This window comes from Bacteroides ndongoniae, assembly GCF_900108345.1.
Lineage (GTDB): Bacteria > Bacteroidota > Bacteroidia > Bacteroidales > Bacteroidaceae > Bacteroides > Bacteroides ndongoniae.
On record NZ_FNVV01000014.1, the window covers coordinates 263,294 to 276,769 of the forward strand.

Annotated in this window: 7 protein-coding genes, 2 tRNA genes and 2 rRNA genes; 9 read left to right on the forward strand and 2 right to left on the reverse strand. The window is 46.6% G+C overall.

The genetic code is table 11. From position 1 onward, the window contains the following. Window positions 1–234: 234 nt before the first annotated feature. The 4 genes from ettA (at window position 235) to BQ5591_RS12040 (ending at window position 4,184) form a co-directional block, all read left to right on the forward strand. A complete protein-coding gene (ettA, locus tag BQ5591_RS12025; protein ID WP_071149562.1) occupies window positions 235–1,932 on the forward strand; it encodes an energy-dependent translational throttle protein EttA in 1,698 nt (565 codons plus the stop codon). 179 nt (window positions 1,933–2,111) lie between these two features. Continuing rightward, the gene (locus tag BQ5591_RS12030; RefSeq protein WP_071149563.1) at window positions 2,112–2,879 is read left to right on the forward strand and encodes a threonine/serine exporter family protein; all 768 of its coding nucleotides are present in this window, start codon (window positions 2,112–2,114) and stop codon (window positions 2,877–2,879) included. Window positions 2,880–2,923: 44 nt separating this feature from the next. Continuing rightward, window positions 2,924–3,430: a threonine/serine exporter family protein gene (locus BQ5591_RS12035; RefSeq protein WP_022161710.1), complete on the forward strand. Its 507-nt coding sequence runs from the start codon at window positions 2,924–2,926 to the stop codon at window positions 3,428–3,430. A 31-nt stretch (window positions 3,431–3,461) separates the two neighbouring features. Beyond that, a complete protein-coding gene (locus tag BQ5591_RS12040) occupies window positions 3,462–4,184 on the forward strand; it encodes a DUF6064 family protein (RefSeq protein ID WP_022161709.1) in 723 nt (240 codons plus the stop codon). A 120-nt stretch (window positions 4,185–4,304) separates the two neighbouring features. On the opposite strand, the gene BQ5591_RS12045 is transcribed toward BQ5591_RS12040, so the two are convergent. Next, entirely contained in the window at window positions 4,305–5,210 is a 906-nt protein-coding gene (locus tag BQ5591_RS12045) for an IS982 family transposase (RefSeq protein ID WP_071149564.1), read from the reverse strand. Between the two features lie 238 nt (window positions 5,211–5,448). Next, window positions 5,449–6,279 (reverse strand): 4-(cytidine 5'-diphospho)-2-C-methyl-D-erythritol kinase, encoded by an 831-nt coding sequence (gene ispE, locus BQ5591_RS12050; RefSeq protein ID WP_071149565.1) that lies wholly within the window; start codon window positions 6,277–6,279, stop codon window positions 5,449–5,451. 149 nt (window positions 6,280–6,428) lie between these two features. Between ispE and dnaB the strand changes: the two genes are divergently transcribed. The 5 genes from dnaB (at window position 6,429) to BQ5591_RS12075 (ending at window position 13,464) form a co-directional block, all read left to right on the forward strand. Further along, on the forward strand, window positions 6,429–8,000 hold the full coding sequence (gene dnaB, locus BQ5591_RS12055) for a replicative DNA helicase (RefSeq protein ID WP_071149566.1): 1,572 nt from the start codon (window positions 6,429–6,431) through the stop codon (window positions 7,998–8,000). A 625-nt stretch (window positions 8,001–8,625) separates the two neighbouring features. Continuing rightward, window positions 8,626–10,154, forward strand: a 16S ribosomal RNA gene (locus BQ5591_RS12060). Window positions 10,155–10,279: 125 nt separating this feature from the next. After that, window positions 10,280–10,353, forward strand: a tRNA-Ile gene (locus BQ5591_RS12065). A 13-nt stretch (window positions 10,354–10,366) separates the two neighbouring features. Further along, window positions 10,367–10,440, forward strand: a tRNA-Ala gene (locus BQ5591_RS12070). Window positions 10,441–10,581: 141 nt separating this feature from the next. Continuing rightward, window positions 10,582–13,464 (forward strand): 23S ribosomal RNA (locus BQ5591_RS12075). Together the 16S and 23S rRNA genes with 2 tRNA genes alongside form the textbook arrangement of a ribosomal RNA operon. The last annotated feature ends 12 nt before the right edge of the window (window positions 13,465–13,476 follow it).

Sequence of the window (13,476 nt, forward strand, 5' to 3'; positions counted from 1 at the left end):
TATCTAAAAAATAATACCGTATCTTTGTAACTTGAACTGCCATACGCAAATGGAGGAACGCGGGCGGATGCCTGGCGGAGTCTGGATGGCAGAGGAGGATTGCTTACCCGGAGCATCGGAAAGATCGGCGCACAATCCTTGTTTTATTTAATTAATTGAGTTTGAAAGAATCTGCCGGTGAGGCTTGAATATGCGCTGAATAGATCTCAGCGGCAGGTTGTTAACGAAATTTTTATGGCAACAGTTGACGATAAAAAAATTATTTTCTCGATGGTAGGGCTGAACAAGACCATTCAGCAAAACAACAAGCAGGTATTGAAGAATATCTATTTGTCGTTCTTTTATGGAGCCAAAATCGGTATCATCGGTCTGAATGGTTCGGGTAAATCTACTTTGCTGAAGATTATCGCCGGATTGGACAAGTCATATCAGGGCGAAGTGGTGTTCTCGCCGGGATATTCGGTCGGGTATCTGGCACAGGAGCCTTATCTCGATCCGACGAAAACAGTGAAAGAGGTTGTAATGGAAGGCGTGCAGCCCATTGTAGATGCGCTGAACGAATACGAAGAAATCAACCAGAAATTTGGACTGCCGGAGTATTACGAGGATCAGGACAAAATGGACAAGCTGTTTACCCGACAGGCCGAGTTGCAGGATATTATTGATGCAACCGATGCCTGGAATCTGGACAGCAAGCTGGAACGGGCCATGGACGCATTGCGTTGTCCGCCCGAAGATCAGTCGGTAGAATTCCTGTCTGGAGGTGAACGTCGCCGTGTGGCTCTGTGTCGTCTGCTGTTGCAGAAACCGGATGTGCTGTTGCTGGACGAGCCCACTAACCACCTGGATGCAGAGTCGATAGACTGGTTGGAGCAACACTTGCAGCAATACGAAGGTACGGTGATTGCTGTGACGCACGACCGATACTTCCTGGATCATGTGGCCGGATGGATTCTTGAACTGGACCGTGGCGAGGGTATTCCCTGGAAGGGTAACTATTCGAGCTGGCTGGAGCAGAAGACGAAGCGCATGGAAATGGAAGAGAAGACTGCCAGCAAACGCCGGAAGACGTTGGAACGAGAGTTGGAGTGGGTACGTATGGCACCCAAAGCCCGTCAGGCCAAAGGAAAGGCTCGTTTGAACTCGTACGACAAGTTGCTGAACGAGGATGTGAAGGAGAAGGAAGAAAAGCTGGAAATCTTTATTCCGAACGGACCGCGTCTGGGTAATAAGGTAATCGAGGCAAAACACGTAGCCAAGGCTTATGGAGACAAGCTTTTGTTTGACGACCTGAATTTCATGCTTCCGCCTAATGGTATTGTAGGTATCATCGGACCGAACGGTGCCGGAAAGACGACACTTTTCCGCCTGATCATGGGATTGGAAAAGGCTGATAAGGGAGAGTTTGAAGTGGGCGAAACAGTGAAAGTGGCCTACGTCGACCAGCAGCATAAGGATATCGACCCGAACAAGAGTGTATATCAGGTGATTTCGGGTGGCAATGAGCTGATTCGTATGGGAGGACGGGATGTAAATGCCCGTGCTTATCTGTCGCGTTTCAATTTCTCGGGAGCCGATCAGGAAAAACTGTGTGGCGTGCTTTCGGGTGGTGAGCGCAACCGTCTGCATCTGGCCATGGCGCTGAAAGAAGAAGGCAACGTGCTGCTGCTGGACGAGCCGACCAATGATATCGACGTCAATACGCTGCGTGCACTTGAAGAAGGTCTGGAAGACTTTGCGGGATGCGCGGTAGTCATCAGTCACGACCGTTGGTTCCTGGACCGTATTTGTACACACATCCTGGCGTTTGAAGGCAATTCGAACGTGTTCTTCTTTGAAGGTTCTTATTCGGAATACGAAGAGAACAAGCTGAAGCGTCTGGGCAAGGAAGAGCCGACCCGTGTGCGCTACAGAAAGCTGATGAACGATTGATCTGATGATCTGAATGGATAAAGCAGAAAGAGAATGGGCTGTTGCGGCTCATTCTCTTTCTTTTTAGAAAAACAACTATTTGTTATGTAAGATTAAAAAAACTATCGTGTTTTTCCCTGTTATCTTCTGGAAAATCGGTAACTTTGCGGCGTTTTTCAGTTGATAATGTCTTATTGAATATGTATTCATCAAACGAGTTAAAAGAGATAACCCGGTTTTTGTTGGAATATGCCAACCGCTTAATGGGATCTGGCGTGCATACATCGCGTGTTGTCCGGAACACACGTCGGATAGGAGAGTCGTTGAATGTGGACGTAAAAATGAGTATTCTTCAGCGCACCATGGTTGTCAGCGTGTGCGATAAGGAAAATCAGGAAGTTTATAATGAAGTTTCGGTTATTCCGAGTTTCCCGATCAGTTTTGAACTGAATGCAGAGCTTAGTGCGCTGAGCTGGGAAGCCTTCGATAAGCATTTGCCGCTGAACGTGCTGTGGGAGAAATATAACAAGATTATCTCCAATCCTAAAATGGATCCGCTTTGTACATTGTTCCTGGTAGGTTTTGCCAATGCTTCTTTCTGTGCTTTGTTCGGGGGCGACTGGACAGCGCGTGGCATAGTCTTTTCGGCTACTCTGATCGGATTTTATGTGAAGCAGATCATGCAAAAGAAGCATATCAATCATTACATCATTTTTGTGGTTTCGGCATTTGTCGCTTCGCTGGTGGCTTCGTCGGCTCTTACGCTTGATACTACTTCCGAGGTGGCCATTGCTACCAGTGTGCTGTATCTTGTACCGGGTGTGCCGCTGCTGAATGGAGTTATCGATATTGTCGAAGGCCATGTGCTGACAGGATGCAGCCGCCTGATTCAGGCTTTGTTGCTGGTTCTGTGTATTGCGGTCGGCCTGTCGTGTACGCTGATGATGATCAGGAACAGTCTGTTGTAACGGCATAAATAATTGATTTGTAGAGTTATAATAAATTCAAGGAAATGATACTATTGGATATTCTGACAGATGGAATGTTTGCGGCGGTTGCTGCAATAGGCTTTGGTGCCATCTCCGATCCTCCTTTGCGTGCTTTCCCTTCCATTGCGTTGCTTGCTGCCATAGGACATGCTTTGCGTTTCAGCCTGATGACCTATTGTGGAGTGGATATTGCTACGGCCTCTTTGTGCGCGTCTTTCAGTATTGGTATGGGTAGTTTGTTGCTGGGCAAGCGGATTTATTGTCCGATGACAGTGTTGTATATACCGGCCTTGCTGCCGATGATTCCTGGTATGTATGCCTATAAAATTGTCTTCTCGCTGATCATGTTCATGCAGAACCTGCAAGATCCTGTGTTGCAGCATAAGTATTTGCTCGATTTGTTTACGAATACGATTGTGACATGCAGCGTCATTTTCATGCTTGCGGTGGGGGCAACGATGCCTTTGTTCTTGTTCATTAACCGTGCTTTTTCGATGACCAGGCATAAAGATCAAGCGGAGAAGTCCTGAAATTATTAATGATATTATTAAAGTATAACGAATGGAAGTTTTTTGGAATACAATTGCGCATTATAACGAAAATACGTGGGTAGCACAGATTGTAATTACATTTGTCGGTATCATACTGACGGCTTTGCTGTATCATAAACCGACTCTTTGGGTCAAACGTTCTGTAAAGATTTACATGGTGTTCTTGAATTCATGGATCTCTGTGGTCTATTACATGATGTACTGCTCCACCAGAAGTTATAACTATATACTTGCTATTTTTTGGGGAGTTATGGCCTTGCTGTGGTTATGGGATCTGCTTACGGACTATACTCCCTTCGAACGCAATCCGCGTTATCGATATCTGGTAGCACTGCTGTATCTGATGCCTTTTCTTTATCCGGTATTATCGTGGGCGCGTGGTATGGAGTTTCCGGCGATGACTACGACTATCATGCCTTGTTCGGTTGCGGTATTTACCATTGGCCTGTTATTGTCTTTTTCGAAGAAGGTCAATCTGTTGGTCATCTTGTTTTTGTGTCATTGGGCACTTATTGCCTTTTCCAAGGTGTATGTCTACAAGATTCCGGAAGATTTGTTGCTGGCAAGTGCGACCGTACCGGCTATTTACCTGTTCTTTAAAAACTATTTCGATCAGAACCTGCATAAAGAGACTAAACCAAGTGCACGGTTTATGAATTGCTTTCTGATTATTATTTGCATTATTATCGGTATTTTCCTTAGTATTACCCTGTATCAGGGTTTGACAAACTGATTCTTTTCGTAAGAGGGAATGTCGGAAGAAGGGAGGATGTGTCAAAACAAAAGTATCTGAAATTCTCCTCCTTCCAGAAGGAGGGGAGTCAGATACCATTAACGTGAGTTCGATATAAAATCAAAAAAAAGAAAGTTGTCTGTCATTGACAAAATTTATATCAATAGCTGGCTTCTTTTCAAAAAAGCAGTATGCTGCGATAGCCGACAAAGAGTTAGCTATAAAGTTATTGAATGAACGATGTCTGGAGTGCTCTATCTGTGCAATGTTCTTCAATTCGTCATTGACCGTTTCGATCAGGGCTCTTTTTCTGAGCAAGATCTTGTCGGCAATACTCATCAGTGAGTTCTTCATATTGTTCTTGACCTTGGTGACAAGTTGTATGCCATTAAGAAAAAGATTCTCGAACAGGGCCTGACCAATATATCCTTTGTCTGCACATAGTTTTCCTTTAATGTTCTTCAGGAACTTGCCCAGCTTCAAAGGCTCCCGGTCATCCACGTTTCCGGGAGTAAACATGAAATTGAGAATTTCCCCTTTGTCATTGATTATCAGATGCAACTTGAATCCGAAGAACCATCCCATTGAACATTTTCCACGCTCGGCAAGTCCTTCAAATGTCTTATGAATAAGGATTCTTTGGTTACGGCATACACGTAAGGGAGTGGAGTCCACAAAACTGATGCCGGTACAGGTTCCCAGCAGTACTTTTTTGATAAAGATGGTCAGGGGAAGTAGTACTTCCTTTTCCAATTCTACAAAACGGTTATAGGAAACTTGGCGCGGAAAAAGGTGTTTCAGATGTTTACAGACATACTCCTTGTAGTAATGCTTGAAACAGCGAAAACCACCGGAGTGAAACAGGATAAGAATAACTATAATCTCAGCATCACTCATACGGTTGGGTTTATTGCGATGCTTGGTCTTCTTATCATCAATCATATATTTTTCCTGTTGAAATGTAAATTCCTTGCAAAAATCATCGGCCATACAATAAATCTCTGTAACTTTAGACTCTGGAAACATAGTGATAATCGTTTAAATGTTATAATTGTTCACTATAAATTTAATACTTTTATCGCTATGTTCCTAATTTTCAGTGAAATATTTATTTGCTTATATCGAACTCACGTTACCATTACTTAGTTTTGATACAGCCTTTTTTCTTTTAGGCACGGGTTATCCATATAATGCATGCCTGAAAATAACATAGGGTTTGCCTTGCTTTCCCTCTTTAATTACTCCCCAGAGATATCCGCAGGCTCTATCGCAATAGACCTTGATAGACAAATGCTCCTTTTCCGAAATCTGTTTCTTCCGGAATGTTTGCGTCGGGACGGAACAGACCGAAAACAGACGAACCCGATCCGCTCATGGATGCGTATAGGGCTCCGCATTGGTATAACTGTTGTTTGATGTCTCCGATGGCGGGAAACTTGGAGAAAACGCTTGCTTCGAAATCATTTACCATGTATTGTTTCCATTCTTCGACCGGAAGTTTTATGATTTCCTTTAGGGAATGCTGTGGGCGGTAAGGCTTGATTTTAGCAAAAGCGTCTCGTGTAGATACAAATATGTCGGGTTTCACTAAAACGATGCGGTAGTCTTTCAAGGACAAATCGATAGAAGAAAAAATGTTTCCGATGCCCTCGGCATACGTCGGCTTGTTCTGAATGAAAAAGGCACAATCGGCACCTAATCGGGCGGCGTAGTCTTCCAGCTGTTGGGTTGTCAGGTTCAGCTTAAACGTATTGTTAAGGAGAAGTAGCATGAATGCTGCGTCGGACGAACCGCCCCCAAGACCGGCTCCAAAAGGAATATGTTTGAATAAATGAATGTCGATGGCAGGCAGATTAAAATCTGCATCCAGCAGCTTATATGCCTTTACAACCAGATTGTTTTCGATATCTCCGTCTATTTTAAGCCCGCTTTGATACAGGCGGTATTTAGCCGTTTTATCGTCCGAGAGATTGATTTCTAACGCGTCTTCTATCGGAACAGGATAAAATACGGTTTCAAGATTATGGTATCCGTCGGGGCGTTTCTCAATGATGTTCAGCCCCAGATTGATTTTAGCATTTGGAAAAGTAAGCATATAAGCAATATTTTTATAAATATGTCTGCAAAGTTAATAAAATCTGTGGATACAAGTTGATAACAATATAGGTTTTAGTGTATGTGGAAAACGGAAAATAAGTTATCTTTGTTGTCCGATTATAAATTTAGAAATAGGAGTTTTATATTGTGGCAGAACAGAAAAAGACAATACGCAGTTCGAGAGGAAAAGCTCCTCAGCCTGTAAATGACTACGGGCGCATTCAGCCTCAGGCACCGGAGCTGGAGGAGGCTGTACTGGGAGCGTTGATGATTGAAAAGGATGCCTATTCTTTGGTCAGCGAGATATTAAGGCCGGAATCATTCTATGAGCACCGGCATCAGTTGATATATTCTGCAATTACAGACTTGGCCGTCAATCAGAAGCCAGTTGATATCCTGACTGTGAAGGAGCAGTTGGCGAAGAGAGGTGAGCTGGAGGAAGTCGGAGGTCCTTTCTACATCACGCAGCTGAGCAGTAAGGTGGCTTCTTCGGCACATATCGAATATCATGCACGTATCATCGCCCAAAAAGCGCTGGCTCGGGAGCTGATTACGTTTACCAGTAATATTCAGGCCAAGGCTTTTGACGAAACGCTGGATGTGGACGACCTGATGCAGGAGGCGGAAGGTAAGCTTTTCGAGATATCCCAGCAAAACATGAAGAAGGATTATACGCAGATTAATCCGGTTATTGCCGAGGCTTATCAGCTGATTCAAAAAGCTGCGGCCCGAACAGATGGTTTGAGTGGATTGGAGAGCGGATTCACCAAGCTGGACAAGATGACTTCGGGATGGCAGAATTCGGACTTGATTATTATTGCGGCTCGTCCGGCCATGGGAAAAACGGCCTTTGTGCTTTCGATGGCGAAGAATATAGCGGTGAATTATCGCAATCCGGTTGCTTTGTTTTCGCTTGAAATGAGTAACGTCCAACTGGTAAACCGTTTGATTTCGAATGTTTGCGAGATTCCAAGTGAAAAAATCAAAAGTGGTCAGTTGGCCGATTATGAATGGCAGCAACTGGATTATAAACTGCGTGATTTGCTTGATGCCCCCTTGTATGTGGACGACACTCCTTCGTTGTCGGTGTTTGAGCTGCGTACGAAGGCGAGACGCCTGGTACGTGAGCACGGAGTGAAGCTGATTATTATCGACTACCTTCAGCTGATGAATGCAAGTGGTATGTCGTTTGGAAGCCGTCAGGAAGAGGTAAGTACAATCTCCCGTTCGCTGAAAGGATTGGCGAAAGAGCTGAATATTCCTATAATTGCTTTGTCTCAGTTGAACCGTGGAGTGGAGAACCGTGAAGGAGAAGAGGGTAAACGTCCGCAGCTGAGCGACTTGCGTGAATCGGGAGCCATCGAGCAGGATGCCGATATGGTTTGTTTTATTCACCGACCGGAATATTATAAGATATATACGTCGGCCGATGGAACGGATTTGCGTGGTATGGCCGAAATAATTATAGCCAAGCATCGTAATGGTGCGGTGGGTGATGTCCGTCTACGATTTATCGGTCAGTATACGCGTTTCCAGAATCCGGAGGACGATATGGTAATTCCACCTCCTGCAGAAGGTGGCGGAGCGACATTTGGTTCGCGAATGAATACGCCGATTGGCAGTCCTTCTACTCCGCCGCCCCCATCTGCTGCGGATTTTATGCCTCAAAACGAAAATCCGTTTGGAGGAATGGGAGGGGATGGACCCTTGCCATTTTAATATAATAATGTATATACGGATTGGGTGGAGTAAATTGTCTGTTTGGACAGGTTTTTGTATTTTGCTATAAATTAGAGCTTTAGCAAAAACTTCATCAAAAAGATGAAAAAAAGTGTGGAATATATTTGGAGCATAATTAAAAACCCACTACTTTTGCACCCGCTTTCGAGAACGAGAGCAGCGACGAAATGACATTCTGAGATACGCGGAACGAACGATTCGCAGTTTTAGATCTTTTTCTGCTTACATTCTGTAAGGGAAGTAGGTCGGAAGGTAATCTTTGTCAAGCAACGCTTCACAAAGAGCCCCTGAAAAAGAAAAACGAAAAAAAAACTTCGAAAAAATTTGGAAGATATGAAATAAAGTTCTTATCTTTGCATCCGCTTTCCGAAAGAAAAGCCTTCGTCAAGAAGAAGCGATCTATGAAGAGGTTACATAAACAATACGTAGTACAAGAGCGGAGAAATGAAGATTGAAAAAATCAGATTTCTCCGGGTAAAGAAGAACCGTCAATGCTCTTTCCTTATATATATAAAGAAAGAGAAGAATTGAGAACTTCGGTAAATCAATCGGTCGTCCTGAACAGAGCAAATGCCGACAGGCAACTGTCGCAAAAGATATTCTTACAATGAAGAGTTTGATCCTGGCTCAGGATGAACGCTAGCTACAGGCCTAACACATGCAAGTCGAGGGGCAGCATGATTGAAGCTTGCTTCAATTGATGGCGACCGGCGCACGGGTGAGTAACACGTATCCAACCTTCCGCTGACTCGGGGATAGCCTTTCGAAAGAAAGATTAATACCCGATAGCAAAGGATTTCCGCATGGATATCCTTTTAAAGGATTCCGGTCAGCGATGGGGATGCGTTCCATTAGATAGTTGGCGGGGTAACGGCCCACCAAGTCGACGATGGATAGGGGTTCTGAGAGGAAGGTCCCCCACATTGGAACTGAGACACGGTCCAAACTCCTACGGGAGGCAGCAGTGAGGAATATTGGTCAATGGGCGAGAGCCTGAACCAGCCAAGTAGCGTGAAGGAAGACTGCCCTATGGGTTGTAAACTTCTTTTATACGGGAATAAAGTCATCCACGTGTGGATGTTTGTATGTACCGTATGAATAAGGATCGGCTAACTCCGTGCCAGCAGCCGCGGTAATACGGAGGATCCGAGCGTTATCCGGATTTATTGGGTTTAAAGGGAGCGTAGGCGGGCTTTTAAGTCAGTTGTGAAAGTTTGCGGCTCAACCGTAAAATTGCAGTTGATACTGGAAGCCTTGAGTACAGTAGAGGCAGGCGGAATTCGTGGTGTAGCGGTGAAATGCTTAGATATCACGAAGAACTCCGATTGCGAAGGCAGCTTGCTGGACTGTAACTGACGCTGATGCTCGAAAGTGTGGGTATCAAACAGGATTAGATACCCTGGTAGTCCACACAGTAAACGATGGACACTCGCTGTTGGCGATATACGGTCAGCGGCTTAGCGAAAGCGTTAAGTGTCCCACCTGGGGAGTACGCCGGCAACGGTGAAACTCAAAGGAATTGACGGGGGCCCGCACAAGCGGAGGAACATGTGGTTTAATTCGATGATACGCGAGGAACCTTACCCGGGCTTGAACTGCAGCGGAATTATCCGGAAACGGATAAGCGAGCAATCGCCGCTGTGGAGGTGCTGCATGGTTGTCGTCAGCTCGTGCCGTGAGGTGTCGGCTTAAGTGCCATAACGAGCGCAACCCTTATATCCAGTTACCATCAGGTCATGCTGGGGACTCTGGATAGACTGCCGTCGTAAGATGTGAGGAAGGAGGGGATGACGTCAAATCAGCACGGCCCTTACGTCCGGGGCTACACACGTGTTACAATGGGGGGTACAGCAGGCCGCTACCTGGCGACAGGATGCCAATCTCCAAAACCCCTCTCAGTTCGGACTGGAGTCTGCAACCCGACTCCACGAAGCTGGATTCGCTAGTAATCGCGCATCAGCCACGGCGCGGTGAATACGTTCCCGGGCCTTGTACACACCGCCCGTCAAGCCATGAAAGCCGGGGGTACCTGAAGTGCGTAACCGCAAGGAGCGCCCTAGGGTAAAACCGGTGATTGGGGCTAAGTCGTAACAAGGTAGCCGTACCGGAAGGTGCGGCTGGAACACCTCCTTTCTGGAGTGACGTCCGAAATGATGAAGTTCGGATGGTTCTCTTACCGTTCTCTTGTACCTGCGTGATTGTTTTACGATATTGCGAGAAAAGTAGAAGCCGAGCCGAAAGGCGAGGGTTAGACTGACAGTCCTATAGCTCAGTTGGTTAGAGCGCTACACTGATAATGTAGAGGTCGGCAGTTCAACTCTGCCTGGGACTACCTGAAAATATCTGGGGGATTAGCTCAGCTGGCTAGAGCACCTGCTTTGCAAGCAGGGGGTCAACGGTTCGAATCCGTTATTCTCCACTTATGTGATGGGATGCCTGAATTTTGATTCTTCATTCATAATTCTTCATTCTTCATTCACGACGATCTATGACATGATGTACAAAATGAAAGTAAAAGTTGAAAGCTGAAAGTATATATCGACTGCTGTGTCGATAAGACAAAAAAGTAAGCAAGGGCGCATGGCGGATGCCTTGGCTCTCGGAGGCGATGAAGGACGTGATAAGCTGCGATAAGCCGCGGGTAGGTGCAAATGACCTTTGATCCGCGGATTTCCGAATGGGACAACCCGGTATTCTGAAGGAATACCATCCATCCTTATGGTGGAGGCCAACGCAGGGAACTGAAACATCTTAGTACCTGCAGGAAAAGAAAATAAATAATGATTCCCCAAGTAGTGGCGAGCGAACGGGGAATAGCCCAAACCTGCCATGTTACGGCATGACAGGGGTTGTAGGACCACGTCGTTGCAAGAAATCTGACGAATGGAAGCTTCTGGAAAGTAGCACCGCAGACGGTGACAGTCCCGTACATGAAGTCAGACGAAGCATAGTGGTATCCTGAGTAGCGCGGAGCACGAGGAATTCTGCGTGAATCAGCCGGGACCATCCGGTAAGGCTAAATACTCCCGAGAGACCGATAGCGAACCAGTACCGTGAGGGAAAGGTGAAAAGCACTTCGAACAGAAGAGTGAAATAGTTCCTGAAACCGTGCGCCTACAAGCGGTCGGAGCACCTTTCGGTGTGACGGCGTGCCTTTTGCATAATGAACCTACGAGTTGTTATTTCCGGCAAGGTTAAGGGCCTTGAGGCCTGCAGCCGAAGCGAAAGCGAGTCTGAACAGGGCGGATAGTCGGAAGGAACAGACGCGAAACCAAGTGATCTACCCTTGGTCAGGTTGAAGGCTGGGTAACACCAGCTGGAGGACCGCACCAATAAGCGTTGAAAAGCTTCTGGATGAACTGAGGGTGGGGGTGAAAGGCTAATCAAACTTGGAGATAGCTCGTACTCCCCGAAATGCATTTAGGTGCAGCCTCGACTTATACTGGCATGAGGTAGAGCGACTGATAAGATGCGAGGGCTTCACCGCCTATCAAGTCTTGACAAACTCCGAATGCGTGCCAGTTCTATGTCGGGAGTGAGGGCATGGGTGCTAAGGTCCATGTCCTAAAGGAGAACAATCCGGACCAGCAGCTAAGGTCCCGAAATGAATACTGAGTTGAACTAACGAAGTCAGATTGCTAAGACAGCTAGGATGTTGGCTTGGAAGCAGCCATTCATTTAAAGAGTGCGTAACAGCTCACTAGTCGAGGAGTTTGGCGTGGATAATAATCGGGCATAAGTATTCTACCGAAGCTCTGGGATGTTTATACATCGGTAGGGGAGCATTCCACTCAGCGTTGAAGGCGTACCGTGAGGTATTCTGGAGCGTGTGGAAAAGCAAATGTAGGTATAAGTAACGATAAGGCAGGCGAGAAACCTGCCCGCCGAAAGACTAAGGTTTCCTGATCAACGCTAATCGGATCAGGGTAAGTCGGGTCCTAAGGCTCAGCCGAACGGCGACGCCGATGGCAGAAACGGTTAATATTCCGTTACTACCATGCAGGGTGACGCGGGGACGCAGGAGTGACACCACCGCCGGCTGACGGAATAGCCGGTTTAAGGGAGTAGATGTTGATTTCCGCAGGCAAATCCACGGAAAGAATCGAACCTGAAAGTATGACGCGTCCTTCGGGACAAGTCAATAGTGTGGGTAAACATACTGCCGAGAAAATCCGCTAAACATAACTTGTATGGTACCCGTACCGCAAACGGACACACGTAGTCGGGTTGAATATACTAAGGCGCTTGAGTGAATCACGGTTAAGGAACTAGGCAAACTGACCCTGTAACTTCGGGATAAAGGGTCCTCAATGCAAGTTGAGGCGCAGAGAATAGGTCCAGGCAACTGTTTAACAAAAACACAGGGCTGTGCAAAATTGAAAGATGAAGTATACAGCCTGACACCTGCCCGGTGCTGGAAGGTTAAGAGGAGACGTCATCGCAAGAGAAGCGTTGAATTGAAGCCCCAGTAAACGGCGGCCGTAACTATAACGGTCCTAAGGTAGCGAAATTCCTTGTCGGGTAAGTTCCGACCTGCACGAATGGTGTAATGATCCGGACGCTGTCTCAACCGTGAGCTCAGTGAAATTGTAGTATCGGTGAAGATGCCGATTACCCGCGATGGGACGAAAAGACCCCGTGAACCTTTACTATAGCTTAACATTGAATTTGGGCAACTGATGTGTAGGATAGGCCGGAGGCATCGAAGCGGTGACGCCAGTCATCGTGGAGCCGCTGTTGAAATACGGCCCTTTGGTTGTTTGAGTTCTAACTCCTGGATGGAGGACACTGTTTGGTGGGTAGTTTGACTGGGGTGGTCGCCTCCAAAAGCGTAACGGAGGCTTCTAAAGGTGCCCTCAGGACGATTGGTAACCGTCCGCAGAGTGTAATGGCATAAGGGCGCTTGACTGGGAGACATACAAGTCGATCAGGTAGGAAACTAGAGCATAGTGATCCGGTGTTTCTGTATGGAAAGGACATCGCTCAAAGGATAAAAGGTACTCCGGGGATAACAGGCTGATCCCTCCCAAGAGCTCATATCGACGGAGGGGTTTGGCACCTCGATGTCGGCTCGTCACATCCTGGGGCTGGAGAAGGTCCCAAGGGTTGGGCTGTTCGCCCATTAAAGTGGCACGCGAGCTGGGTTCAGAACGTCGTGAGACAGTTCGGTCTCTATCTATCGTGGGCGTATGAAATTTGCGTGGCTCTGACACTAGTACGAGAGGACCGTGTTGGACTGACCTCTGGTTTACCGGTTGTGCCGCCAGGTGCATTGCCGGGTATCTAAGTCGGGATTGGATAAGTGCTGAAAGCATCTAAGTACGAAGCCAGCCACAAGATTAGATTTCTTAGGGTCGTCAAAGACGATGACGTTGATAGGATGCAGGTGTAAAGGTGGCGACACCAAAGCCGAGCATTACTAATTGCCCGTTCACTTTTAGGTCTCAAAGAGGAT